We start from the raw sequence: 26,557 nt of genomic DNA, 5'->3' as shown, positions 1-26,557 counted from the left end.
AAGACTCACCTACAATTTACTAACACATAAATTCAAATACTGTAGGTCGCATATGACCAAACCTTGGTACCATGCGGAACTTGACCCCTACACGCCCAGACTGTTACCATAATTATGTATATTCTGTAAATAATTGAGAACCGATAGACATACTCAGATCCCATAATTCGTCATACTGTTCAGGACCATAGAACTCTAACTGGCTAGTGAACTCGATTGTATCTTTTCCATTCGACTTCCCTCGCCTACGATTATTATTGATATGGTAAAAACAGCCTTATTCATAGCGAAGGTAAGATGTTTTTATGTCAACATTGTGTCATGGCTTGATTGGTCTCTAATTGTTCTAAAAGTCAGATTTATTCTTGGATGAATTATTTTACTAGATGGAGGTAAGGAATGTAGCCAATTTAATTGCGTACTACCTTTCATCAAAAGCAAACTTCCATTCTCTAGTAGCAGTGAAATTGTTTGTTTTGTGCGTTTATGTTTAAATGAAAACTTTCTTTCCGCTCCAAAACTTAAGGAGGCAATAACATTATTCTTCCCCACTGATTTCTCATCATCGCTATGCCAGGTCATTCCCTCATTACCATCGTGATACAAGTTAAGTAAACAAGAGTTAAACAGCGAATTTGTCATCAGTTCTATTTTTCTTTTGAGATCTATTAACTCGTTGGTCCATGGTATTGCTTGCTTTGTAGTGTTAGAATAAGTGTAAAGAAAACCCTGATCTCCATACCAGGCAACTTTTCTCTTTGTAACTATGTGCTTTCCTTGATACAAAGCCTCATCATTCTTCCATTTTATATTGTTTAGTAACAAATCATAGTATGTTTTTGCTTCTGATGTTGACATTATCTTTCCATAATAGTTTGCTTCGCCATCTTTGTTTAATATATTAACAAATTTGTCACCAAAAAGATTCATTTAACATATTTTCTATCAATATTTATTTTATATATTTACAATCCCGACAGGGTCTAACCATTTCAACTGCTTCGAGTTTTGATTCTAAATATGTTGGAATTAGATTATTGCAATTAGTTCGCAATGCCTATATAATTATATTGAAATCATAGATATGAGCAGATTGACACATGTTCCCACCCCATTCCTTTAATAGTATCATATCAAGAAAGACTTCTAGTTATGATATTGAACATTACCGTATATTAGTTAGTCACTATTTGGAGATAAATGAAAGTATTCGAATGAACCGACTTCTCACAAAGTTTGCTTACTCTTTTAAGGTTTCATAACTATGGATATTTATGAAAGGTAAATGTGGTGAATGTGGTATGGAAAATGTGGAAGTAATGACTATAACAAAGAATAACAAAGGTGAAAAAATCACCCTGTGTAATCAATGTAGACCGGCTGATGGTGCATACGCGTATTAAGAGTTCGTGTTTCTTACCTGAGATAGTCTTTCAATGCAAACAATATCAATCAATTCGCTAATGGCTACGCTTAGCGAAAAAATTGTAACTATCTACCTACAGCAAAAGACTATCTATATCTAACTTCCACCTACAGCTTTAGCTGTTATGTCGTTAGTATCTTGTGATTCTTTACCTAATTATACTTCTATCCCATTGCCATTTTTTACAATAAACGCACAACTCATCTCCGGTTCTAAATTGCCCTTTAATATTAAGCATCTATGTGAATACATATAATATTTACAATCTTTACATTGAAATCCTTGCAGAGCTTCCTTAATAACACGTCCTTTTTCATAATCTAACTTTCCACTCCTTTTTACATGATGCCAAGCAATATCTCCTGGAAGCATTCCATCACCTCTAGCAGAAAAGTATCTGGATATGCCATGTTCATTATCGATTTTTCCATCTACAATATGACATAATTGCTCGGCTGGAAGATTAAACTTACACTTGTCACAAGATGGTTTTCTATTTCTTTCATTATCATAGTTTTGTTGTTCTTTATAATTAGCTTCATTCTTTGACACCTTCTGTCCAGTTTTCAAATAATTGAAAAGTAACTGATCGGCTTCCTGAATGTCATCCTCTTTCTGATCACCTATCGATTTGGCTATGCCTGATTCCTTGGCCATAATTAATACATGTTGTTATAAAACAAGTGTTAATAACAAATACCAAAAAAGGATTTTCAAGACCATAATGGCGGATCATACTGAATTTGCGAGACAAACTAATAAGGACAAAATGTGCTGCATGTAATGTAGAGGAAATTGAAACCATAGAATAAGATAGGGTAATCTAATTTGATATGTTAAACATTTTTTTAAATGACGATGATACTTGTAAATAACAAATGTAACTTCATATATTAAGACAAACTCTAATAGTTAAATATATTCAGTAGAGTAATAGACACTAAAAAAGCAGATGACCGGAGTGGTACATCCTTAATTCTCCAGATATTGGTTAAACACAACATGGTTACAATAGTAAATGTGGTTATTATTGCCCTTTAATCTCTATATCTTATAACTATTAGTAATATGTTTTTGATTACATATCATGTCAAATAATTTTGAAAAATCCACCATGTCTAAAGATATTCCATCAGGTGAATTGCCCTCCTCAGAATCGCTAGGTGCTTTAGAACCTGTAGCTTTTTTTAATGATGCCATGCCAACCGGTGTTACAGTATCTCATAAAGGACGCATTTTTGTAAACTTCCCAAAATGGGGAGACGACGTTAAATTTACAGTTGCAGAAATTCAGAATGGTCAGCCTATTGCTTATCCTGACGAATCAATAAACGAAGTAGATCAAGAAGATCAGGCATCAACACTCGTGTCTGTCCAATCTGTAGTTGTAGATCCGGCTGATCGGTTGTGGATTCTTGATACAGGGAGTCCCCTATTCAAGCCCACAGAATATGGTGGTCCAAAATTGATATGTGTAAATTTAGATACCAACAAAGTAGTAAAAAAGATCTTATTTCCTCAAACAGTTGCTCAACCAACCACTTACCTCAATGATATTCGCTTTGATTTACGCAGGGGAAACGACGGGATGGCATTTATTACAGATTCATCTCAAAAGGGACCCAATGCAATAATAGTAGTTGATCTTCATTCAGGAGAAAGCTGGCGTCGACTTAATGATCATCCTACTACTAAACCGGAAGATATCAAAACATTTCTTCCTCTTGTAGAAGGAAGACCATTTCTAGAGCATCAACCTAATGGATCTATAAAACAGGGAGCAGGCATGGGTGCTGATGGTATCGCAATCAGCTCTGATGGCTCTAGACTATATTATTGTCCACTTGGAAGTCGTAAATTGTACAGTGTGGCCACTGATGTACTTGTTAACCGCGATATTTCCGATGAAGACGTTGCCACCACTATACAAAATCATGGAGACAGGGGAGGTGCTTCGGACGGTCTTGAATCGGATACTGAAGGAAACATATACTCAACTAATTATGAGCATAACGCTATTCTCCGACTTAGATATTCAGATAATGTATGGGAGGCCTTGGCATACGATCATCGCCTATTATGGCCTGATACACTTTCCCTTGCAACCGATGGATATCTTTATGTTACTGCCAATCAGTTGCATCGTCAAGCACGTTATAATAGGGGAAAAGATATGCGTATAAAGCCTTATACATTGTTCCGTATACGAGTAAATGCACAACCGGTGATGTTGCGATAGAGCATTTCTAAAAAACGCACATTTCTTAATTCTGTTAAACATTGAATAGATTACCACTTGATTAGTTGAAGGAATGAAACTATGTTATTAAGAATAATATTAACGCATCAATTGCAAATAGAATTCGTACTTAATATGGATAATTTTCATAATTAGAGATTGATGCTGTTCTGCCTATAAACATGACAACAGGAATTAAAACAGATATGTCAACCTACATCATTGAATAGGATACCGATATTGTCATTTTAATGATACCATGCTAATCATTTAATATACTGAATTGTCGTTCAACATAATAATATAACGTATCTGTTAGTTGAGAATATTAAATCTTCTTGGAAACGTCGTAAAACCCAGTTACCACTGGGAACTTAATCCCCACGCGCCCAAACTAAATGATACTTTATTTGGGAATGATGTTAAGACCCTCCTGAATATTACGCTAATTCCTAGCCCTTGTTAGAATCGATTCTTTAAACAATTCAACATTTACCTGTAAACCTATTCCAAATAGTCCTAAATTATATTACAATCGAAGGATTTGGATATAGTTAGGAAAGAATGCAGTTTCAGAAGTTATAATAAGCACTAGACGAAGTCATTTATCATGTCTGTAAGCATCAGGCCCATCGTAGAAACAGACGCAGAGATCTGTGGAAAAATCGGATTCAGGGCTCATAACGCAGTATCGTCTGCTCATGGATATCCATCCGAACAACCATCTGAAGAATACGCAATAGGATTAGTCAGGATGCTCTTAGATAATCCTAACTCATACGGTATCCTTGCGGAGAAGGACACACAGATTCTTGGTAGTATTTTCCTTCATAAATTTCCTCCATCGCCGATAGCAGTAATTGGGCCACTAACTGTGGATCCTGCTGCAGAAGGTAGTGGGGTGGGTAGTGTATTGATGAATGCTGTAGTATCTCACGCTTATAGTCAAAATTACGATCAAGTCAGGTTAGTACAATCACCAAGCCATATTCGTTCCTTTGTACTATATACAAAATCAGGTTTTACTTTACGAGAGCCACTCTTCTTAATGCAAGGAAATCTGTCAAACGAAAATTTGGATATAAACGATTTGAAGTTACACAAGGTTGAAACAGATGAAGATATTTTGGAATGTAATAAACTTTGCACCCGGGCCCATGGATTCGCGAGAGAGGGAGAGTTGCACCAAGCAATAAGTCAAGGAGTTGCAATAGAAATAGAACGGGAAGGAAAAATTCGTGGATATTCTGCAGGACTGGGACTCTTTGGCCATTCTATCGCTTCATCAAATGATGATCTCAAAGCGCTAATTGCAGGATCATTTGGTATTACAGGACCAGGTTTTTTTGTACCTGCAAAAAACAGAGAAATTGTTATGTGGTTACTTGAACAAGGATTTAGAATACAATGGCCGGCCAATCTAATGGCATTGGGACCTTACATGGAACCAACTTTACCATATCTTCCATCCTTGGCTTACTGATCGTATTTACCACTTCATTCTTATCACACATTCATTTTGACAATATCACTGTTGACTCATTGAATTAATCTGTTAGTCACCAGAATCTAACTTCAAAATCAACTGACGTCAAGAAAAGTAAAAATTTACCGAGAATTGTAATAGGGTTCTTTAAGTCTTTCACTATACAAAAGAAATGCAGAAGTGTTATCATATTCCAACATAATTATAGTTCGTATGACAGATTATATTATCGCCTGGGAGAGATTCTATTCAATATTGAACCGTATCCCCACGGAAGAATTCAAACTGAGATAATACAATTAGATGTATGGAATACCTATTCTCGGAGTTTTAACTTTTTGAGTTTTATTCCATCTCCTAAATCATTTAGAAAAACTTTATCATTAAAATGTAATAATACCTAAACATTACATAATATTCGATTTGTACTATGACTGAAGTTCTAAATCTAATTTTTAATATCTATAAATAATTCTTTAAATTCAACAGCATTAGATAAGGATTAGAAATATGATCCGAAATGTTTGATAGGCTAGTATCTTTCTATAAATCCAAAAATAATAGGATTTTAATTGTCTTTGTCGCCATGGTTATCGCCATTATGATAGACTCTCAGATCGGCATTGTAGCGGATTTTATTGTCGAAAACATATCTTCTTTGTATGGGATCCTACTATATGTCAGTTTGACAATATTTCTAATTTTATCGTCTTTCTATTTCATTTATCTTATTAGAAGTATCGAAAAATTGACGGAAGTAAAATATATTCATTTCAAACTAGTCTTTAACATAATATTCGTTTTGCAAATACTAATTGCAATAATGTTAACTTCGGTTGTTCTACAGATTGTGATATATCAAGAATACCATACTTCGTTTCTATCCATTATTCACATTATTAGTTATGGAATTTGGATCGGCATAATGGGACTATTGGCAAGGGCATTCATTCTATGGTATAAGAACTTTAATAAAAATAGTGTGTTGCTAATATTTACACTTGCTATGATATTCTATGTTGCAAATGGATTATTCGGTTTGATGTATACATTGGATGTATTGGCACAACAAGAGCCGATCATCTCTTTAGGTGATGTTGCGTATTTTCCTGAATTTAGTAATGTGGCTTTAGGAAGTCAAATTAATTTAATTAACAGTGGTTGCTCCCTAGTTGCATTTATCTTAACATGGATAGGCAGTGTAAAATTACTATATAGGCACCTACCTAGAATTGGAAGACTCAAGTTTTGGTCTATTATGATTATATCTCTTATTTATTACAATATACAATTTCCTCTTTTTACCCTGGGGTATTTTAATGTGGGTGATGATGCAAATGCTTTTTTCAATATCCTCATTTTCTCTTTTAGTGGAATTCTTGCAGGCATTATATTTGGGATCTCCTTCTTATCAATTGCAAGAACTCTGAAAGTGGGTACTGCAGTCAGAACTCAGTTGATATTGACTGCATTCGGATTCTTACTTTTCTATATTACTGGAACTGCAGTTGCTGTACAAGCCGCTTATCCGCCTTATGGACTAGTTTCAGTTTCTCTTATTGGCTTGTCATGCTACCTTATCTATACAGGATTATATGCGGCCACCCAAATTGTTTCTCAGGATAATGCTCTCCTAAGAATCGATTAAGAAATCAGTAACTGAACAAGCCAATTTTCTAGGTGGTCTTGGTACTGCTCAAAGAAATAAAGAATTAGAATCCAAAGTGTTGACTATTGCAAAAAATCTTGAAGATGAAATTGAAGAAGCATCCGGAGTTAAAACGTCGCTGACTGAACCCGAAATAGTCGATTATATACAATATGTCATGAATGAAGTTCATGGTAATAAGAAATAACAATATAATTTTTTAATTTGAATAATTTATACTTGATATCGAGAAAGATTCACTATATGCAGAGGACTATATTTAATATTGAACCGTATCCCCACGGATGCTGTTCTACATCTATGATACATATTACTTTGGATTATATTTAGTATGTTGCAATTATTAAATTCTAGTATGGTTAAAACCTTTTTCTATGCCGCGATTCTTATTTCAACCAGACCCAATAGATGATTATGAGTTTAATCCCATTCCTATTGACATACATTTAGGAATACTCAAGATCCCTACTGAAGAGATTATTGATGATTTGGAATATCCCTTGACTTCATTTAAGGTACCTCTACAACAGTCTCTCTATGTCTACTAGGGATCAATTAAAGCCTCTTACTATACCTACTGCATATGATCTTAATCATTCTTTGATGGAAGAATAATTATAGTATACTGTAGGTATCAATGAAATCTAGGATCAATTTATTATCCTCAAATTTTGGATACTTAATTTCTTAATAATCGATGGAGTAATTTTTAAATTTGGTTATGACATACTAGAAAGTAGAATCCTGTTTAAAATACCGATATCGGCACGAATCCCCACTGGCCCGCGATAAATTTGACACAAATATAACTCTAGGAGATTGATATATCCAATTATCATAAATCTGTTGTATTCTGTCGTCTTAGAATATAGAATATGCTAATAATTAAAACAGACTTAATGATTATTCGTAATGACTGAACGAGTGCGTTGAGTAATAGTCAATGACGATGTATTTTCAGCGAAGTCGCTGGGATTAAAATAATTGATATTGCACGAGTTTATATTAAGTTGAATTCGCTATTTCCATTAGATGGCAATTAAAAGCAATATTAAATTTTCATGATTACCTTTTTGATAGTTTCATTCTACATCAACTCATTAACTTCATTAGCATGGGGTCAAAGTAAAAATATTCCAGTCGTCTCTACTCGAGAGCATTTCAGCCTTAAGTCGGGGGAACTATTTGATAACCATACCAAGACAGATTTCACCCGATTAAATCTATCAAACTGTTATCCTGAAGTTGTCATCTTTGTTCATGGATGGGGATCCGATGATTCAAATGCAAATAAGAAATTTGAAAGAACATTGTTGTCTTTACAGTCAAATGGATTCAACAATACATTAGTTGGATTTAGCTGGGATTCAAATACTATTACTTATGCAGACCTGAACTGGATGGGATGGATCAATGCTAAGAAAATCGCTACAGAAAATGGACCAAAATTAGCTAACTACATAATTGAAAATTTGGAGGATTGCAAGAAAGAAAACGAGAATACGGAGGTCAGATTAATAGGTCATTCACTTGGCGCAAGAGTAATTCTTAGCGCATTAGAAAGTTTGCATAATGATACAAGATGGACTAATGATAGTAATAAAATTACATCAGTCCATTTGTTAGGTGCTGCTGTAGATAACGAAGAAGTTAGTAAGGAATTAAATGATCTCTTTTTGGACCCTACCAATACTGGAACCATAAAGTCAAAAGCATATGGGAATTCTATAGAAAATGAAGTAATAGAGTTTTACAACCTGTTTAATCCAGATGATAATTATCTAGAACCAAAATCCTACTTACAAATTTATCCATCATACGAATCAGGAGATTTGGCATTAGGGCAAAGTGGTTTTCAAAAATACCCCTCCTCTATTTCAGCATCTTTACCCCTTAATTACCATGAATTTAACGTAAGAAACGAGATATTGCCTATTTGTGACGCTGACAGAGATGGAATATTGGATTCACTAATTCCCGAGGGAAATTTGATTTCCACGTGAGATAATCACAATGGGTATATGGGATATCTAGATGAAATGAATAAAACAAAATTGATGGATGACGGAGCGATGAATATTGTGGTAGATACTTGGAATAGCATACCTCCACAGGCAGATGGACATATTGATGAACTACCGTAAGTATAACAAAGAACAACAAAGATGAAAAAACCACCTTGTGTAATCAATGTAGACCTGCTGAAGGAGCATATGCGTATTAAGAATTCATATTTATTTAACTACATAAAACAAAATAGGTTAGATGTAATCCAACTAATAAGTAATAAAATATTCTTTAAATACATTCATGATTTTAATCCAGATGTCTGTTTTTATTTCTAGTCGATATTAAATATTACATATCTTCTTTTTAAGATACCTTATGTCATAGAACCCTCTTACCACATGGAACTTAATATCCATGCGCCCAAACTCGCTGATCTGATATTTGTTAATAATGCCGGTTCTTGTCCATTTAATATTTCTAAATGACCCCTGTCTAATTCTTTATGAAATAATTGAATCTCAGTAATTATACTGGTTCTTTGAGATACAATTATTTAATTAAGGATCTCTTTCGCATCATGTTCGCCTTTTTTTATGAGGTCCTTAATAGTTATGGAGGTAAAATCTGATCCTTTGCCAGAAATAGGGTTATCATAGCTTTTCGGTTCTATTCGAATTACTTTAGTTAGTCTAAATCGCCCTTTTAAAAGATCTTTATATGTTCTATCTCTTCCTGTATGTGTCTTACTTTTTGCTTTTGTTTTATTAATGAGTTTCTCAAATTTATTTTCAAATGCATTGATCTCTTCTTTCCCTACATAGCTTTTTGTGAGATCTATTAGTTTATCGATCAAGTCTCTATAGTCTGTTACCAAATCTGTAACCATCTCAGTATAGTGAGAATTTCTATCCGAATAAACTATATCATTTACTCTATCTTTTATTCCATCATAATCGTGTGGAATAGAATCAATGGTTATTTTGGAAGGATGTAAATTTATGATATAGACTTCTAGGTCTGGAATTCTATCACTATCTTCGCCTGCTATACTAGTCCAATAATCATAATGTGCTTGCAAAAGTTCTCTGAATGGAGTATTGCTTAAAATACCTCCATCACAGAATTGATGTCCTTTTATCTTCCTAAATTTATAAAATATTGGTATTGTACCACTTGCCATGATATGATTTATATCAATGCCATCACCTTCATATGCTGAATTTTTGGGATCTTTTGATTTTCTGTGATAACTATCAAATGTTGTTGTTTTTCCCTCAGCTATATCGACACTAACTACAAGTAGACGAGGCTCCCTCCTGTCCCAATTAGTCGCTATCCTTAATTCTTTACTATTTTCTTGTTTCGCATATCTTTCAATAGTATCTTGTAGTGGTGCACTACTATTTACAAACCATATATTCTCTAAATCTCCAAATTTGGAATCATATTCTGGTATCTGAGGCCAACACACATTAGGCGTTCCATGTTTTAAATACTCCTTTACCGAATAATACTTTGTTAAAGCATCTTTAGACACACTAATCATATTTGAGAAATTTGGATTATGTTTAGTCCACCACCATCTGCTAAGATCAGGTGTAGATGATACACCTTTTACCTCGTCTGTCCAAAAATTTTCAAGCTCTTCTAGTGCTTGTTCCCAGGTTTTATTTCTGTTTACCACATTGCCTATCAGTACTGCGGCATTTATCGCACCTATTGATGTCCCAGCTATAACATCAAACAATGGCGCGTCTTTGCTAGCTCTATTTTTAGATTCTTTAGCAACCTTGTTACATAGAACTTTTAATACACCCAACTGATAAGCACCTAGGGCTCCTCCTCCCTGTAAAACTAACGCCCTTTGAGTAAATGGAATATCTTTAGGATCCATAACAAAACAATCTATTACTTACCATATTTAAGGATTTTGTAATATATTGTATATTATCTCCATTTACATGATATATAATTTCTTTGTATCGAAACTTATGATCTATATAAATACGTAGTCAGGATTGAAAATAGGATTATCTTCTAAGTATATTAATAAGTATTTTGATTAGAATTATGAGCAAGATTTTAAACATCAAGTACTAATATTTTGTTCATCTGTATGAAATGATCTTTAAGTTTGATATTTTTTCTTCATCTGAAAACCTATTTAAAATACCGATATCGGAACTAATCCCCACGGATGTAATAGATAAGTAAAGAAAAGATCAGGACCAAAAATAATAATCGCGGATTATTCACCATCGACTAGTTTTACTTCTTATACGATATGAAAATATCGATGGATAAAAGGATTCTATTCAACCTTGAACCGTATCCCCACAGATATATTCAACCAGAGATAAATATTTGGTAGATCATGAACTATTTACTGACTGTATCCATAAATTTTCAAAAATTGCTAAGAAAGAACTTACAGTAGGTTCACTATTTGAATATGTTGCTAATCCAATTGACCTTAATGATTTTGTATAAAGATTTTCTTGTTCCTTGGTCTTGATTTCGATCGCTAAAGATAACATTTTGTCTGAAATCAATAACATCAAATTTGTCTTAAATGAATCTTTTAAATAATGAATTTCAACTTTTTCCATCTTTGGATAATCTGACAAATAGTTTGTTACTATAACATGAGTATGCTGACTTCGATGCATCAATAATTTAATTCTTATTTTATCTGATACTGAAACCAATTCTGTTAATAATTTCATAATGTATTCAATATTCTGTTTATGGAGATCATTAGTATTTGAAAGTATTATTAATACCTCATCAATAGAGGATTGAAACATCTGTTTTATCAATTTTTCAATTTCGGTGGGATTTCGAATAGTCTCAATGAATTCACGCCTTACTCCTTTTTCTAATTCTTTAATTCGATCCATTGCAGGAAATGCATGGCTCCAAAATGAATCAAAAATATATTGACCTTGTTCTACAACTGGCTGTATATTGCTATATATACACTGAATAAGTAATTGTTTTTGAATTATTTGTGTTGTAGACATGAATTCCTTTTCACTAACTGCTATTCCTCCTTTGATATTGTCTAAGTGACGGAATTCATCAACAACTTTCATTATTTCCTTGCAATATACCAAGTTATCTTTGGTTATTTCAGTTAGAAATCTGATTTTGCAACCTCTTTTTGTAAGTGCCGCATAATTGATAAAATAATCTTGAATGGTTACTATAATCGAAGGTGCGTTAGTGTCTACGCATATATCCATCCTTTCATTCACGTTTTGTATAAATTCCACACCTTTATTGCGTATAATTTCCGGGTCATACAAGATATGAGTAGTATTTTTTAGGTGGGCATCGTCAGTATCAAAATTAAAACTATCTTGACCCAAATGATCAACTTAGGTACACAAATTTATTAAGTCTTTAAGATTTGACCCCTATAAGTCATCACTTTACTGATATTATGTTCAACTTTGAACCCTATCCTCACAGATATATTCAATATGAATATTACAAGATTCTTAAACCTCAGGAATTGTCATTGCTACCGCGATGTTTTTAACACGTTCCGTTATAGTATGGTTTTGTGGATGAGTCAACCGTTGATCAATTGATTGAATCTAATTTCCTAAATCCTGTAATTACTGATATAATTTCTGATCCTTATTCGATGTATGAACTTGTGAGAAGAGGTCTTCCGTTAACTGAACAGGGCCACCTAACCGTATGGGATCCTCCAATATTTGACTCTGCGTGGAAATATTTTCAAGATGGAACTAAAGTCGTTGAAAAGCAAATAGAAAATGGAGAAATAGAATTGAACTTAATTGTAGAAACTACTAAAGAAAATATTGACCGCGTCAACTCATTAAAGTTTCCGAATATCCGTCATGTGGATAACTTACGTGGAAATATGGGCATTACTGATCAGAAGGCGTATATGGTGTATCTCTTCCATCAAAAGAGTGACTTACCTGATCAAACATTATTTAGTAATAGTCCTGACTTAGTAAAGAGACAAGTTAGTCTATTTGAAAAATTATGGGAAATTAGCATCCCACTTTCTGTCCGAATAAGGGAGTTAGATAGGAATGATCAACCAAAGTATCAGCGAATGATCAGTAACATATATGAATTCAAAGATGAACTTGACTACACGTTAGAACAAAGTAGAAAAGAACTACTAATTTTTTCATCCTTAAGGTCTTTAAATCAATTATTTATGAATAGGCATAATATTGGTAAAATTCAATCTGCTCAGAAGAGAGGAGTATCAGTTAAAATATTAACCGATGAAACCGATGAAACGTTTTCAAGACAAATTTCAGAATTGAATCTCCAAAATGAAGATAATCCCATAATATATGGCTATGGTAAAAGCCTTTGTTGTTTTAATGAAATGGTAGTTTTAACAGATGGAAAACAAGTATTGCAAACAAAACACCAACAAGATGGGAAAATATTTGCATTATCTTCAAATGAAGAACATACAGTTTTAGTTCAAGAAGTGTTGTTTGAGAAATATTGGAATGAAATCCAAAGTCTTGAGATGATAAAAAATTGATCACCTATTAATATCAGGTCAATAAGTCGATACCACTATTTTCATTTATTATATGATGAGTCGTTGGATTAAATACAATCTTGACTTTTACCTTTGTATACTTTTGATTTGCAAATGTTATTATCTAAAAAAACCTAGTTACTATTCGATATATCTAGGCTTTTTACTTCATTCCATGATTTTTCAAATAATATCTCTTGAACCAGTACATCGGCTTCGTCAGTAGACAAATGCGCTACAGGTTCGTTTGATGGTTCATGTTTGGACCGTAGCATTACTTTGCCATCGCCAATCAAAATTAATTCATTAATTTTATCCAATTGATTTGAATATCCATATCGTATTTCGCCACCTAATTCAAGACTATTAACAAAATTAAATTTGTTCTCAATATCTGTATCAATAGTGTTAGATAGAATCTTAATATTTACACCACGTTTTAATACAACTGAAATTAGACTTAAAAAATCAGATGTTAATAGAATTAAATTCAATAACTTGACTGATGAAATTATCAGTAGTTCTTTTCTACATTGCTGTATAAGATTGCTGATTTCTTCTTTGATATCATTCAAATTCGTAATATCATCATGATACGATGGAAACTGTTGATACCTTAATTCCCTATTCCTTACAGAAAGTGGGATAGCCATGTCCCACATTTTATCAAATAATGTTTGCTGTTTATCTACCAGTTCTTTAGAATTACTCCATAATGTTTGGTCAGGCTGTTCACTTTCTTTATGAAAAATGAAAACCATGTACGCTTTATTGTCAAATATTCCAAAATTCCCTCTTATTCCGTCTATATGTTTTATTTCGTAGAATTTTATCGCATTTAGTGAATCAATATTTTCACTAGTTGCGTCAACAATCATTCGCATTTTAACTCCTGTTTCTTTTATGCGTTTATCAATGAGGTCAATTCCGTGTTTGAAATATTTTAATAGAAAATTATACATGACTGAATCTATTACCGTATCGTAGCCCTTCATTGTGACACCTACAGCATCCACAACCAGATCAAGCATCATTTTATGATCAATAATCACGTCTGTAATTTCAGGTTGATAGTATCTGGACTCCTTTAACTGTCGAAATGTTAAATCATCCAACTGGTATATACTTGACATTTATTTTATTAAAAAGTTTTATTAATTTCACCTCAATAAGTAAGATTGAGATAAGAAATATGAATAGAAATTATGGTATATTATTGGTGATCCAGTTCAATTATTTCTCATAAGATTCGTATGATTGCCTCCTGTGAGGCCAGTATCATTACGATAGATGTATTCCATGAAATAGAAATTCAGTGACAATTAATTTCTATTTACATTGAAGTTCTGTTTGACTTATATCTGATATTTTTGTAGTCTATCACATTCTTCATTACATAATTCAGTTCTCTACATTAGGATGGATTATTTATTTACGTTCCTTTAAAGGTGCTAGACTGTATTCAACATTGAATCGTATCATCACGGGTCCAGACTAATTTATTCCACTAAGTTTCTTTAATTCTATTAGCAGAATTACAGGAACTTGTTATGATTGTTGCATCATATTATGGCATCATTAAAACCTCAGGGATCATAAGGTAAGGTGAATGAAAAAGTCGCGCCTGTCTGATTAATGTTATTCTTTGCCCAAATCCTTCCTCCATGGGCTTCTATCAAATTTTTGCAGATAAACAATCCCAAACCGGTTCCTCTCTCTGACTTGGTTACAAATTTTGAAAATAACTTGTCTATTATTTGATCGTCTATCCCTATTCCAGAATCCCTAACATGGATAATACTAGTATTTTTTTGATTCTCCTTTAAAATATATACATCTATCTCTCCATTGTTAGTAAATTTAACCGCATTGTTTAATAGATTGTACATAACCTGTAATATTCTATCTTTGTCCGCGTAAACTACATGCCTTAATAGATCTCTAAATTCGCTTCCCGCCTGAATCTTTGATATTTCTTCATCCGTATCATATCCATTCAAAAAATATCTGTCGAATTCAATTGATCTTAAAGTCAATTTGATATTCTTATTCAACAATTGTTGATTATATTCATTAACGAAAGTTTTTATGGCCTCAACAATATCAAAGGATTCTTTGTGAAGTCTAAGAGTTTTTGTCTCAATTCTGGTAACATCTAATACATCGTTGGAAAGCTGAATTAGTTTGTTTGCATTTCTATCGATTATATTAAGAACTTCTAAATCTTCTTTGTCCGTGAACTTTGACCGCAATACCTGCGATAAAGTTACTATAGGCTGAATGGGATTTTTTAACTCATGAACTGCAATACGTATAAAATCTTTTTGAAGTTCATCTGATTCTTTCAATTTCTCTACCAATTCTGTTTGTTTCCAGAAACTTTCAAACATGGAAATATAGGAAAAAACTGTTGGAATGCTGTTACTATAAGTAGCAAAACCAATTGCAGATTCAAACTCTGTTGCATTATCGTTCTTCACTTCTATTGCAATTGAGTATGATTTGTCAAAAATTATTATTACTGATTTAGCATCTATCGTTGTTTCAATTTCTTTACATTGAATCATTAAATCATTATATCCCTCAATCTTGTGTGCTACTTGGGGATTGTATGAAATTGATGGAAGCAACAGTTTAATAAATTTTGGTCGAGCTGGATACCCAAAGTCACGATGAAGATTAAATGAGTTAGTAGTATTCTTTTCATCATCAAATTTTTTTTTGCGAGATATATCATGGAGAATTGTGAAAAATCCTGAAGAAATCCAGCGGTTAAATTCGTTTTCAGTGGGTATTATTATTTTAATTTGATTCTGTGCAGAATTTAGTAAGTGAATCAACAAATCCTTTATTTCAAGTGGCTCTTGAATTGTCTTTATAATTTCAGGTTCAATTCCATATTCAAGCTCCTTTATCCTCGTCGCAGCTGGGATGGCCTTATCCCACAGCATATCAAAAAATGATTGTTGCTGTTCTACGAACGACTTTACTGTACAGTGGATCAACTGATTAGGTGAATTTGCTTGTACCATTGTAGCGGAACCACAATACTCTGATTCAGTAACACCAAAATTCCCTTTAACATTGGGTAAATGTCGGAGATCCGCTATTTCCATTAACTGCTTACAATAAAAAATGTTATCATTATTGATTTCTGTAATCTGACGGTGTACAATATTTCTATCCTTGAGTTTTAACAATTCTTCATGCCAGGGTGAGACCTCTATAGAAACACTCGGAAGAGTAGAATCTCCGCATATATCAACTCTTTCTTGGGCTCTTGAAACTACTTTACATGACATCTCAAGTGTTTCTGATTGTCCATAGAGCACTTGCGTAAACTCTCTAACATCTCTCTCGAATTTTCTCACTTATGGGTTAATCATGCAAAATAGATCTTATTAAGATTTCGTTTTTGTTAGGCTCTGAAAATAAATTTAGATAAGCATTCTAGATAATATGCACTAACGGTCCTTACTAGGATGAATTGGATTTTTTTACTAACATCCTTTTCTGGACCTAATATACGAGAAAAGCATTTTGTCTGTATAACCATGCTATCGGTTATTATTTCACGAGATCAATAATATTAGATCATTTGCAATAATCTTTAAATCGAAATTGGATGAATAAATATGAGATCCTTTTAGAATACCGATATGAGCACTCCTCCCTCCTATCATGACCTCCTCAACTATCTAAAGGCTAATAAAAAATGATAAATAGAATCATTCATACTTGCGATCTCAATTCACTACTATTAAGAATAGATATTCTCATAAAATTCCCATTTCATATCTCCATCGATCTGTTTTAGACTGAATTCATAATTTATTATTTGTTATTGTCTCCTATAGTGATCAATTGTTTGATTTATTGAGTGAGGGTTGGATTCAACCTTAAATCGTATCCCCACGCGCCCAGACTGTTACTAGATATCGTATATGATTTATCAAAATTAAGCACAATTATACATAGTCCGATTCAAATAGTTGATATGTTTTTTATTTGAAATTATTAATTGTATTTCTTCTGTAAACTAAGAAATTATTTTACGAATTACATCTAGAATTTCTTTCGGATCTTGAATTGTTTCAATAAACTCTCTTTTTAGTCCTCTTCTATTCCTTTAATTCTTTTTCACCCAATGATTTTAATTCACATTGTTATTGAAACCCTAAAAGGGACTACCAACAAATAAAATATAAAGTATTAAAGCGAGAATATTAATATGGGGCCAGAGGTTTGTGAAGCAAATTTGTCATTAAAATGGATTCTGGTTTTGTTTTTCCATTAATGAAGATAATTTTAGGAAATAATACCCCAAATATACTTGTCTGAGAATTAAAACAGATAGAAAAGAGAAAAGTATCAACAAGGTAGATTTTACTCCCAAATCTTCTCTCTTAGTAGTCGGCTTTAAATACATGGATTCTTTGGATACTTCATGAGAAAGGTCAAAATAACAATAGTTGTTATTTCTTTATTAATTATCGTTGTAGTAGGCAACTCATCAGGTTTTGCTATACCAAGCGTTCAGGCCACTTCTGATGATGGTAATGATACACAACAAACTAGTCAAGGTGTAATTCAATTGGAATTAACACCACCAGAGACAATAGTTCAATCTGACAATCTTCAGAATCCATCTATACAAGAGTCGCTAAAACAACAACAACAACAACCACTAAACTTGAGTTCCGGAAAACAACAAGATAATCAGGGTAACACTGGATCGCAAGGTGCTCAGAATAACCTTCCTAATACCGGTGATCCCTTTAGTCTTTGTAATCCGTATGGAGGTCCATGTAAACCATAGTAAGAAGATATAATCAAATTAGAAATAGTTTCCGAATCTTTTAGATTTCAACACTAATTTTTATGATAGTTACTAAAAACCATTTTAATTTGGTCAGTCAGATTACTAATTTTCCCTCATAGAAACATCGGATGGTGCTGCAAACACCATACAAATCATTGTCTTCCTAGGTTGTGAATCATAAATTATGGATCAAATTATGGGACTAACTAGACCAGAATTAAGAGTTAGCTGATTTATCATAAGAACATCCTGGAAATGAGATGTCTTTGAAGCAGTAATGGAACCCTGCTACCACAAGGACCTTATCCCCACGCGTCCAAACTCAATGATCTTTTCCGTGATAATGATATTATGACTTAACGGGATTTGCGCCTTTTTGGATACGTTAACGTCAACTAATCTTGGATTATATTAAACGTTGTACCTGAAAAATTACAAGGTCAATATTCTTTTGACGGAATTGTAATCAAAAAATAAACTTAAACCTTTATGGTTCCAATCTGGCAGAAACAAAACCTCTCAACAACAACGTTTTTAAATCATAAATATGCCCAGCCATATTCATATATTATTGTAATTAGTGTGTACGGACTCTAATATAGTCATATTGAAATTTGAAATCCATTAATACCAAGAAATATGAGTCATTTTGATCCAGGATAAATATGATAATCAGATGATTTGATATTACTGTTATTTTTTTCATTTAATAAAGAAATCTTTAGTTGGATATGTGAAGAGAGGGGGGAGATCAACAATCTTATCTCCATGTATATGACCTATATCAATTCCATCTATTTTAAATTGAAATCCTCCAAATGCATGAGGTTTAATTTCTATACCTTCCCATCTTTGTATTTCATTAATGAATTTATTGGCAATATTACCAATCTCACCTCGTTCTTCGCTAGAATAATTTTGACATTTTGGTGATAATTTATTGGCTATAATAGCAATAAAAATAATAATAATAACTATAGTGGTGCAATATAGAAATACAAACTGATATGATTCAGAAGAAGGAAATAATTGTAGTATCCCGTTAGGATTAATGTTACTATTAGTAAATACCGATGAGAGATGGATCCCCATATATATTCCGCATATGGCAGGGCTTGCGGCAGCACCGATATATTTCAAATATATTGCAACACTGACAGATGCACCAATCATTTTTTTTGGAACACATAGCATAATTAGATTTATAGCCGAAATATGCATTAACACATATCCTATTGAAACAACAAAAATAGATACTGAAACATATTGTTCGCTTAAGTAAAAATTAGTAATGCCTAAAAAACCCGCTTGTAATAACTATTGCACCTATGATTATTGATTTTGGATCACCTATTTTAGATACAAAAAATCCAATAACAGTAGCTCCTACGACTGAAGACATTGGTATTGGTAACATTATATAAGAGGTTTCTATAGCATTGTTACCAAATCCCAACGGCGTGGGACTTTTAGAAAGAATAGGAATTATATGTATTATAGTATACATTAAAAACCTGTCATGATTGACATACAATTGACAGCAAAATAGCTTGATGACTATGCAAAATAGCAAAATCAACTATTGGGTGATTAGAATTGGATATATTGGATTTAGTATTTTTATATTGGCGTTCAAAATTAATGAATAACAATATTGATACTAAACTAATTGAAAGTAAAATGATTTGAAAGTCTGTTAAATGAAATGAAGAAGCAGTAGGACCTTCTTCAAAATTGGTAATTACGATTAAAAAAAGTACAGAAGAAATGCTTAGTGTGATAATGCCTCCAATGTCGATACTACTTAATTTTTGATTTTTTTTATACTTTTTAAAAGAAATTAGTTCTAATAAATTTTTCTTCTAGAAATGGCTCACCGAAATCTTTGACAATGTCATACGATTAAGAGATAGTTCTTCAATCTTTATAGAAAGCGAAAGCGCTTTTCAATTTTGACCATATCAATATTACCGCTACTAAAAGCGATAATGTAAGGCGTTTGTTATACGACGTAGTCAATTCAAATGGAAGACTTAGCAGGTTTTTCAGGATCAGTTTTGTGCAGCGTACCTTATGGTACAGAAGCTCCCGCTATAGCAATGATTACAAAAAATGCAACTATAATACCAAGTACAATGCCGATAATTTTTTTCTTACTGGATCCCTTTTTCTCAGAAACATAATTAGTAGTAGTATCTACATTACTGTTAGGACTTGTTATGTTTCCACAATTTGAACAAAACTTCGCATTTTCAGTTGGTAGCTCTCTACCACAATTTCTACAATATACCATATATGTATGACATTGATTTTTCAATTATTATGAATATTTAAGCATATTTGATTAATAGCAAGAAATAGTGACAATTTCTTAAATTTTCGTATTCTGGTATTGATGCCAATTTGTTTTATAAATATCAGGTCATCTTTACAGATTCAAACAATCAAGATGAAAAATAATCATAAAGATGACTGCAAGATGATTTGAAACGATTGCAGATAAGGAGAAGCTAATTAATAGGATTTAAGTAAAACTTGCTGTATGAGGATAGCATAACATCATTTGTCAGATGCTTGAAGTGGATATGCATATTATTAATTTGAAAATGTTATCGTTCCATAAGGTAAGCTCCATATTTCTAAATGGATATTTCAGCAGATTTTATTCAAAATGTGACTATCAATGTTCGCCAGGGTTTTATACTTAAATGAGTATGATAGTACAATGATCGAAAAGTCAAACTCTTCTCTGTCGAATCTAAGTGTTAAAAAAAGAGTTATAAGCGAGAAAACTTTAGTGCTGAAAAACTCTTAACAGGAATGAGTAGAGCCGGAACTCCATTATTGATAACCAAAGATAATTGTCTTTGTATAATTTTTCATAAATACAATCATACCTAAAATTTAAAATTACAATTAGTCAAAGATTAAGTAGAACTCTCAATCTCACTATCTGAGTAAACTATTCGATAAATTTGTTATAGTTCCTTAACAGTTAGAATGAGGGTAAACTGTCATCAAGTCATGATATAATAATAATGTATTACAAGGGTGCTAGTAGAATACTCCAAATAATTCAAAAAAAGGGTTTATTTTTGGCAGGCGTTATCTGAAACTTGTTTTTTATTTGGATTTATACACACTGAATCCTTTCCATTTTTGTCAGTATTTCCATGACAAGATCCTTCTTTAACGTTACCATTTTTCTCACAACCTTCACTGATTCTCGCCGAGGCTTGGTTGGTGACCAGAGGAGCAATTGCTACAGATAGTAGGGCACTGAAGATAACTGCTGCAATTATTATTTTAGATAACATTAATTTTTATATAATAATATTCTATTTAAAAAAATCTTTAACTATTACTATAAACTTTAACTCTTCAAATTATTTCAATGAATTTAATAAAAGTTATAATCTTATGCTCTATATTTTATAAATTTTGTATCTGATGTCCAATAGATTCCAAAAACGTGCTGTCTCTAATACAAAGATAATATGAACAACCTGTATGATACGAATATCAGAGAAGCAGGTTAGCCTCGGAGCATCTTGTTTAGGAAAGTCGTTCAAGCTGCTTGTATTAATCTTTGAAATAAATGTATAAACATGAAACAAGAAAGTTGAGGTAGTAACTATTACTTTCATTAAGAGACAAATTATTAACTACAAAAGCTATCTAACTATATCTTATTATTTTCCATCGAAAATCCATGATAAGTCTTATGCCATACCTGGGGTTTAAATATAAATTCTATAATGGCGACAAATCCAGCCACGCTCAACAAAATATTATACAATGGCATAAGCGGAACAAGTAAATATTTTCTTTTTGCATAATTGTTCCTTTTTAGACTAAGAGCGCTGACTATTTCAACAAATGCAACTCCAATTACGAAAGTAAATATTGCAGAATAAAAGAGAAAAGGGTTGAAATTATATGCCTCTGAGATCCACTCAGAAATAGGATATAACGGAATTCCTAAAAAATTTGCTAAGACTATTGAAAAGATTATCCATCCCAGCAGGGATACCATGTTAATTATTGGTCCAGTTAATTGATAAAATAAAAAGATAGTACTTCCTAATCCAATATCTTTTATCAAGGATAGTGGTTCTCTAAAATGGGTCTTAGCCGTGTACATAAATCCCTTGTTCCATCGTACCCTTTGTCTAAGCCATGGATAGAGCTTAGGTGGAGCTTCCTCCCATGTCGTAGTATTAAATGGTAATGTTATTAGTTTAGTGCGTGCGAGGCGAACACCTAAGTCTGCGTCTTCAGTAACATTCTTCTCATCCCAGCCGTCAAGTCTCTTCAGTGCGATGGTTCTAAAGAAATTACTTGTGCCCCCTAATAATACAACTAAACCATTGTGATAAATTAAAGGTAAGAGAACTGTGAAATGATTCAAATATTCAAGGGCGAACAGTTTCGTTAGCAAAGATTGCCATGTATTATAATAACCTAGCTTTGCCTGCAGACAATCAGCCTCAGGGTGTCTTTCCATATAAATTACCATTCTTAAAAGCTGGTCTGGCTGAGGTCTATCTTCTGCATCGTATACAATTAGATACCGTCCTGTTGTTGAAACCAAACCAATATTGAGTGATTTTGGTTTTGATCTTGAATTCGCTGGATCCAAATAAATATAATTTATTTTAACAACAGTATTATCCCATATATGCAGCTTAATGGGCATGTTATTTGCGAATTCTATTTTCCCATTTCGTATATTATTGTATGGAATGGATTTAACGGATTTAATGGTAAAATCATCATCAGGTTCCATCAATAAATGTATATCCAACTTATTTTTTGGATAGTGTAGCTCAGATATGGATTTTAAAAGAAAAGGCAAGGAAATTTCTTCTCTATAAACAGGAAGCAAAATAGATACTACAGGATAATCAAAGTTCTTCAATTCATATATATTATCGGTGACGTTTTCTACTTTTAGTTTACCCGATCTCAATAAGCTACCCATTAAATACAATAAAATCAAACTAGAAAAAATAAAAACAGTAAAAGATACTAGTATATACAAAAAAATAATTATAGCAGGAACGCTCAATTGTATTCTTCTACAAGAAGTTGAGTGAATTAATATACATTTGCAATTATCAACCTAAAAGTTTGATAATTTGTAAGGTATAAAGCTTGATTTACTGATCAAGGTTTCTGAACTATTGGTCTCCACCCCTGAGGTGATGCATAGGTTTTTGCTCGAGCTTTTGCGAATTCTTAATTTATCTGACGGGTAACCTTTGGTTAAGAAATACAAATACCTTACAAAATACATTGATCCTATACAAGAAAATATACTAAATTTATTTTTGATAAAATGAGTAAACATTAAGTGGCATAAATGGTATAATACTTTTAATCCCGATACATTTACGAAATAATTCATCACTTATATTAGAACATTATTTTATATAAAGGATGGATATTGAACAATTTAAGTCGTACTCGATATTTATATTCTCAGTCAAATAGTTAAAACGCAAATACTAAATTATATATAGTTTGTTCGAATTATAATTTCAGTTAAAGATGGAAATTGGAGATAAATGTCACAAAGTTGCACTTGTAGCAGGGACCAGACCTGAGATTATTAAACTCTATCCCATAATGAAACTTTTCGATGAGCAAAAAATACAATACACTTTCATATTCACTGGCCAACATTATAGTTTTAATCTTTTTATGAATTTCATCAAGGAATTTAAAGTGAGAAGTCCTGATTTTTTTATTGATTTAAATTATCCTGACGATGCTATCTCTCAATTCTCCATGCTCATCACCGAAACTGGAAAGATCCTTAAATTATCCCAGCCGTCTTCAGTTATAATCGTAGGTGACACCAATAGTGTTATAGCGACTGCATTAACAGCTTCAAAATTAAGAATTCCAATTATTCATATCGAGGCAGGATTAAGAAGTTATGACTGGAAGATGCAAGAGGAATACAATAGAAGGGTCACTGATCACATTTCTGATATGCTATTTGCACCTACTAAAGAAGCCGTACTTGTTCTCGAAAAAGAGAAGGTACAGGGGCAAATATATTTAGTGGGAAACACAGTTATTGATGCAATTAGACTTTGCTTAGAATCGAGTATGGAAAAATTCGACAATAATGAACAGGACAAGTTAAGTAAATATGAAGAGATTGTAATGGGTTCAGAAAATTATGTATTTTTGACTTTGCACAGGGAAGAAAATGTGAATAATGCTCACAATCTCAAAACAGTTTTAGAAGTATTGTCTGAATTTGACTTTAATTGTATTTTTCCTGTACATCCACATACCTTGCAAAAGTTAAAAGAATTCGACCTGGGCAAGTTCACGGGAAAGAATTTGAAAATTATTGATCCAGTAGGATACCTTGATTTTGTAAGTCTGATGAAAAACTGTCAGTTTGTTATCACTGACTCGGGCGGAATCCAAGAAGAAATAACAGCACCTCAAATAAACAAAAAAGCATTGGTTTTAAGAAAATCTACAGAAAGATATGAATCAATACTATCGGGACATACAGTACTATGTAATGTCGAATACGTTGCAATGAAAAATGCAATTAATAATATTTTGAATTCTTTACCAGTATTTCAGTCAAAGCCTACCGATTGCCCATACGGTAATGGATATTCCGCCGAAAAAATAATCGAAGTTCTTAAAAAAGGAGAGCTCATTCCTTTACATGAAAGGGTAATGCCGAGAAGAATGGATCAAATAGGACAAATGAGTCCTTCCTAAATATTTAAATATAATATTCCATTAAATCCATTGCTAATTTATCATCATCCTTATCTATCATGCTGTTGTAAAATTCAAATGCCTGTAATGAAAACATTGTACACCATGTACATATTTGATTAAAGGATCTTTGATATCTAAACCCACCCATCTCTCTACCACTTTGAATATATAGGTTAAGAAGAGTATTCCTGAGATTTTCGATAATGTTGTCTATATCCAACTTTCTATTTGTATTCAACTTTGATCTGCATATGATCAATAAACGCAATAATTGTGCAATACAGTCTGATTGCTCGATATTCTCTTTCGTAGACCTAGGCAACAAACCATTATTTGTATACATCAACTTGATGGCCCATTCCAATCCTTTTAAAGAAGCTTTAAAATAATTATTGTCCATCAATTCTATTCCTGAATAAAGTAGACCTTCACAAGAATATAGATGAGGATGTAAATAAGTAAGATCGTTACCTGTATTGGTTATAAAACGACCCTCTTTATCCTGCATTCTTAAACCAAAGTCACATAGTGAACACGAAATATCTCGATAAATAGAATTGCCCGTAGCCTTGAACAGTTTAATAAATCCAAAAGCTATTTTTGTATGATAAGGGCCTGAAATGGTAGACCACTTTCCTTTTCCATAATCTGTTTGATTAAATGAAGCATCTAGTAACGCTAACATTCGGTCGCCTTTCCAAAACTTTTCTATTAATCCATCTGCAATTCTTAAAGCTAGATTCAAAATTTCCGAATCATGATTTATTTTGTACAAGTTAAGTAATCCTGCTATAATTATGCCATTATCAAAGGAATAAATTTGATTTTGAAGGTCTCCCTTTAAATTGAAGCCACTACTATTGTTTATCTTTCCAGCAGTTAACAAATTATTTTGTATGTTCTTACTTATCCATTGAAAACTTTCTTCTGCCGCAGTTAAAGCTAGTTTATTATTCTTTTTTAAAAAAATCCATGAATAGCATGTTATTGCATAACCTACTATTTCGCTATAAATAAAAGGTAAAGAAGAGTCGGTCAAATCCTTCCAGCCAGATAGTGCTCCCTGGTCTTCTCCTTCTTTTATACGAATATCAGAAAACAACAACCAATTAATGTTATTATCAATGATTTCGGGCTGATTCACTATTAAGATTCGGTGTTTGTTTCATTTAAGAATATAATATGCAAAATATATCACAATTATAACAGTATTCACTTTTCTTTTAGTTTAATTGATTTTTTTAGTTATATCTCAGAACTTCTATATGGAGGCACGATTTTTATTTAATTTAATCAATAGCTTTAGTGACTACACCCTATTCCAAGGTATAAAATTTTGACTACCAAACATGTAAACATATCTCATCTCCTCTGGCCTACTGAATAATATGTTTAAGGTCCTGTAACTGTTATGGATTTTTCAAATTTTTCATATATCGAATTAATTCTTATCCGCTATGTCACTTTGGGGGTTTTAGAATCAAAGGATTATTTAATGTCTTAAGTGACATTTTCGATCACTGAGTTTTTAGGTCGAAAGACTCTTTACCAAGTATAATAAATTCATACTTGAAAAGCTAAAGAAAAAAGTGAAATG

The 26,557-nt window shown here is 32.5% G+C and carries 22 protein-coding genes; 10 read left to right on the top strand and 12 right to left on the bottom strand.

Annotation, left to right across the window (positions count from 1 at the left end):
* Nucleotides 1-303: 303 nt before the first annotated feature.
* Nucleotides 304-930 carry an alpha-ketoglutarate-dependent dioxygenase AlkB family protein gene (locus AAGU22_RS13980; protein WP_458719722.1) on the bottom strand — a complete coding sequence of 209 codons (627 nt, stop codon included), beginning with the start codon at nucleotides 928-930 and terminating at the stop codon, nucleotides 304-306.
* A gap of 344 nt (nucleotides 931-1,274) precedes the next feature.
* Between AAGU22_RS13980 and AAGU22_RS13975 the strand changes: the two genes are divergently transcribed.
* Nucleotides 1,275-1,403, top strand: coding sequence for a hypothetical protein (locus AAGU22_RS13975; RefSeq protein ID WP_458719721.1), 129 nt, complete (start codon nucleotides 1,275-1,277; stop codon nucleotides 1,401-1,403).
* Nucleotides 1,404-1,582: 179 nt separating this feature from the next.
* Here the strand turns inward: AAGU22_RS13975 and AAGU22_RS13970 are convergent, their stop codons facing one another.
* Nucleotides 1,583-2,083 carry a hypothetical protein gene (locus AAGU22_RS13970; RefSeq protein ID WP_458719720.1) on the bottom strand — a complete coding sequence of 167 codons (501 nt, stop codon included), beginning with the start codon at nucleotides 2,081-2,083 and terminating at the stop codon, nucleotides 1,583-1,585.
* Between the two features lie 430 nt (nucleotides 2,084-2,513).
* Here AAGU22_RS13970 and AAGU22_RS13965 point away from each other — a divergent pair, with 430 nt between their 5' ends.
* The 6 genes from AAGU22_RS13965 (at nucleotide 2,514) to AAGU22_RS13940 (ending at nucleotide 8,823) form a co-directional block, all read left to right on the top strand.
* Nucleotides 2,514-3,665, top strand: a complete 1,152-nt coding sequence (locus AAGU22_RS13965; RefSeq protein WP_458719719.1) for an L-dopachrome tautomerase-related protein — start codon at nucleotides 2,514-2,516, stop codon at nucleotides 3,663-3,665.
* 610 nt (nucleotides 3,666-4,275) lie between these two features.
* Nucleotides 4,276-5,148: a GNAT family N-acetyltransferase gene (locus AAGU22_RS13960; RefSeq protein ID WP_458719718.1), complete on the top strand. Its 873-nt coding sequence runs from the start codon at nucleotides 4,276-4,278 to the stop codon at nucleotides 5,146-5,148.
* 589 nt (nucleotides 5,149-5,737) lie between these two features.
* Nucleotides 5,738-6,799 carry a hypothetical protein gene (locus AAGU22_RS13955; RefSeq protein ID WP_458719717.1) on the top strand — a complete coding sequence of 354 codons (1,062 nt, stop codon included), beginning with the start codon at nucleotides 5,738-5,740 and terminating at the stop codon, nucleotides 6,797-6,799.
* A gap of 79 nt (nucleotides 6,800-6,878) precedes the next feature.
* Nucleotides 6,879-7,007 carry a hypothetical protein gene (locus AAGU22_RS13950; protein WP_458719716.1) on the top strand — a complete coding sequence of 43 codons (129 nt, stop codon included), beginning with the start codon at nucleotides 6,879-6,881 and terminating at the stop codon, nucleotides 7,005-7,007.
* A 187-nt stretch (nucleotides 7,008-7,194) separates the two neighbouring features.
* On the top strand, nucleotides 7,195-7,368 hold the full coding sequence (locus AAGU22_RS13945; RefSeq protein WP_458719715.1) for a hypothetical protein: 174 nt from the start codon (nucleotides 7,195-7,197) through the stop codon (nucleotides 7,366-7,368).
* A 513-nt stretch (nucleotides 7,369-7,881) separates the two neighbouring features.
* Nucleotides 7,882-8,823, top strand: coding sequence for a DUF726 domain-containing protein (locus tag AAGU22_RS13940; RefSeq protein ID WP_458719714.1), 942 nt, complete (start codon nucleotides 7,882-7,884; stop codon nucleotides 8,821-8,823).
* A gap of 560 nt (nucleotides 8,824-9,383) precedes the next feature.
* Here the strand turns inward: AAGU22_RS13940 and AAGU22_RS13935 are convergent.
* Both AAGU22_RS13935 and AAGU22_RS13930 read right to left on the bottom strand, forming a co-directional pair.
* On the bottom strand, nucleotides 9,384-10,724 hold the full coding sequence (locus AAGU22_RS13935) for a patatin-like phospholipase family protein (protein ID WP_458719713.1): 1,341 nt from the start codon (nucleotides 10,722-10,724) through the stop codon (nucleotides 9,384-9,386).
* 478 nt (nucleotides 10,725-11,202) lie between these two features.
* Nucleotides 11,203-12,201: a hypothetical protein gene (locus tag AAGU22_RS13930; protein WP_458719712.1), complete on the bottom strand. Its 999-nt coding sequence runs from the start codon at nucleotides 12,199-12,201 to the stop codon at nucleotides 11,203-11,205.
* A 197-nt stretch (nucleotides 12,202-12,398) separates the two neighbouring features.
* Between AAGU22_RS13930 and AAGU22_RS13925 the strand changes: the two genes are divergently transcribed.
* Nucleotides 12,399-13,376 (top strand): hypothetical protein, encoded by a 978-nt coding sequence (locus tag AAGU22_RS13925; RefSeq protein ID WP_458719711.1) that lies wholly within the window; start codon nucleotides 12,399-12,401, stop codon nucleotides 13,374-13,376.
* A gap of 134 nt (nucleotides 13,377-13,510) precedes the next feature.
* On the opposite strand, the gene AAGU22_RS13920 is transcribed toward AAGU22_RS13925, so the two are convergent.
* Both AAGU22_RS13920 and AAGU22_RS13915 read right to left on the bottom strand, forming a co-directional pair.
* Entirely contained in the window at nucleotides 13,511-14,509 is a 999-nt protein-coding gene (locus tag AAGU22_RS13920) for a hypothetical protein (RefSeq protein ID WP_458719710.1), read from the bottom strand.
* 453 nt (nucleotides 14,510-14,962) lie between these two features.
* Nucleotides 14,963-16,747, bottom strand: a complete 1,785-nt coding sequence (locus AAGU22_RS13915; protein WP_458719709.1) for a sensor histidine kinase — start codon at nucleotides 16,745-16,747, stop codon at nucleotides 14,963-14,965.
* Nucleotides 16,748-17,823: 1,076 nt separating this feature from the next.
* On the opposite strand from AAGU22_RS13915, the gene AAGU22_RS13910 reads away from it, so the two are divergent.
* Complete coding sequence (locus AAGU22_RS13910) at nucleotides 17,824-18,195, top strand: hypothetical protein (RefSeq protein WP_458719708.1); 372 nt, start codon at nucleotides 17,824-17,826, stop codon at nucleotides 18,193-18,195.
* Between the two features lie 705 nt (nucleotides 18,196-18,900).
* Here AAGU22_RS13910 and AAGU22_RS13905 read toward each other — a convergent pair.
* The 5 genes from AAGU22_RS13905 to AAGU22_RS13885 all read right to left on the bottom strand — a co-directional run bounded on the left by AAGU22_RS13905 (nucleotide 18,901) and on the right by AAGU22_RS13885 (nucleotide 23,182).
* A complete protein-coding gene (locus AAGU22_RS13905) occupies nucleotides 18,901-19,419 on the bottom strand; it encodes a hypothetical protein (RefSeq protein WP_458719707.1) in 519 nt (172 codons plus the stop codon).
* 64 nt (nucleotides 19,420-19,483) lie between these two features.
* Nucleotides 19,484-19,705, bottom strand: coding sequence for a hypothetical protein (locus AAGU22_RS13900; RefSeq protein ID WP_458719706.1), 222 nt, complete (start codon nucleotides 19,703-19,705; stop codon nucleotides 19,484-19,486).
* Between the two features lie 564 nt (nucleotides 19,706-20,269).
* A complete protein-coding gene (locus AAGU22_RS13895) occupies nucleotides 20,270-20,491 on the bottom strand; it encodes a zinc-ribbon domain-containing protein (RefSeq protein WP_458719705.1) in 222 nt (73 codons plus the stop codon).
* A 796-nt stretch (nucleotides 20,492-21,287) separates the two neighbouring features.
* Nucleotides 21,288-21,515, bottom strand: coding sequence for a hypothetical protein (locus tag AAGU22_RS13890; protein WP_458719704.1), 228 nt, complete (start codon nucleotides 21,513-21,515; stop codon nucleotides 21,288-21,290).
* 365 nt (nucleotides 21,516-21,880) lie between these two features.
* On the bottom strand, nucleotides 21,881-23,182 hold the full coding sequence (locus AAGU22_RS13885) for a glycosyltransferase family 2 protein (protein ID WP_458719703.1): 1,302 nt from the start codon (nucleotides 23,180-23,182) through the stop codon (nucleotides 21,881-21,883).
* Nucleotides 23,183-23,751: 569 nt separating this feature from the next.
* Between AAGU22_RS13885 and wecB the strand changes: the two genes are divergently transcribed.
* Entirely contained in the window at nucleotides 23,752-24,957 is a 1,206-nt protein-coding gene (gene wecB, locus AAGU22_RS13880) for a non-hydrolyzing UDP-N-acetylglucosamine 2-epimerase (protein ID WP_458719702.1), read from the top strand.
* Nucleotides 24,958-24,961: 4 nt separating this feature from the next.
* On the opposite strand, the gene AAGU22_RS13875 is transcribed toward wecB, so the two are convergent.
* A complete protein-coding gene (locus AAGU22_RS13875; RefSeq protein WP_458719701.1) occupies nucleotides 24,962-26,104 on the bottom strand; it encodes a hypothetical protein in 1,143 nt (380 codons plus the stop codon).
* Nucleotides 26,105-26,557: the final 453 nt, after the last annotated feature.

This window comes from Candidatus Nitrosocosmicus sp. R, assembly GCF_054408505.1.
This window is presented reverse-complemented; position numbering and strand designations above follow the sequence as displayed.

Coding starts and splice junctions, on each gene's coding strand:
- AAGU22_RS13905 (WP_458719707.1), bottom strand. CDS start 19,419: ATGCATATTTCGGCTATAAATCTAATTATGCTATGTGTTCCAAAAAAA.
- AAGU22_RS13885 (WP_458719703.1), bottom strand. CDS start 23,182: ATGGGTAGCTTATTGAGATCGGGTAAACTAAAAGTAGAAAACGTCACC.
- AAGU22_RS13965 (WP_458719719.1), top strand. CDS start 2,514: ATGTCAAATAATTTTGAAAAATCCACCATGTCTAAAGATATTCCATCA.
- wecB (WP_458719702.1), top strand. CDS start 23,752: ATGGAAATTGGAGATAAATGTCACAAAGTTGCACTTGTAGCAGGGACC.
- AAGU22_RS13900 (WP_458719706.1), bottom strand. CDS start 19,705: ATGTATACTATAATACATATAATTCCTATTCTTTCTAAAAGTCCCACG.
- AAGU22_RS13940 (WP_458719714.1), top strand. CDS start 7,882: ATGATTACCTTTTTGATAGTTTCATTCTACATCAACTCATTAACTTCA.
- AAGU22_RS13980 (WP_458719722.1), bottom strand. CDS start 930: ATGAATCTTTTTGGTGACAAATTTGTTAATATATTAAACAAAGATGGC.
- AAGU22_RS13960 (WP_458719718.1), top strand. CDS start 4,276: ATGTCTGTAAGCATCAGGCCCATCGTAGAAACAGACGCAGAGATCTGT.
- AAGU22_RS13895 (WP_458719705.1), bottom strand. CDS start 20,491: ATGGTATATTGTAGAAATTGTGGTAGAGAGCTACCAACTGAAAATGCG.
- AAGU22_RS13890 (WP_458719704.1), bottom strand. CDS start 21,515: ATGTTATCTAAAATAATAATTGCAGCAGTTATCTTCAGTGCCCTACTA.
- AAGU22_RS13970 (WP_458719720.1), bottom strand. CDS start 2,083: ATGGCCAAGGAATCAGGCATAGCCAAATCGATAGGTGATCAGAAAGAG.
- AAGU22_RS13910 (WP_458719708.1), top strand. CDS start 17,824: ATGAGAAAGGTCAAAATAACAATAGTTGTTATTTCTTTATTAATTATC.
- AAGU22_RS13935 (WP_458719713.1), bottom strand. CDS start 10,724: ATGGATCCTAAAGATATTCCATTTACTCAAAGGGCGTTAGTTTTACAG.
- AAGU22_RS13955 (WP_458719717.1), top strand. CDS start 5,738: ATGGTTATCGCCATTATGATAGACTCTCAGATCGGCATTGTAGCGGAT.
- AAGU22_RS13920 (WP_458719710.1), bottom strand. CDS start 14,509: ATGTCAAGTATATACCAGTTGGATGATTTAACATTTCGACAGTTAAAG.
- AAGU22_RS13975 (WP_458719721.1), top strand. CDS start 1,275: ATGAAAGGTAAATGTGGTGAATGTGGTATGGAAAATGTGGAAGTAATG.
- AAGU22_RS13945 (WP_458719715.1), top strand. CDS start 7,195: ATGCCGCGATTCTTATTTCAACCAGACCCAATAGATGATTATGAGTTT.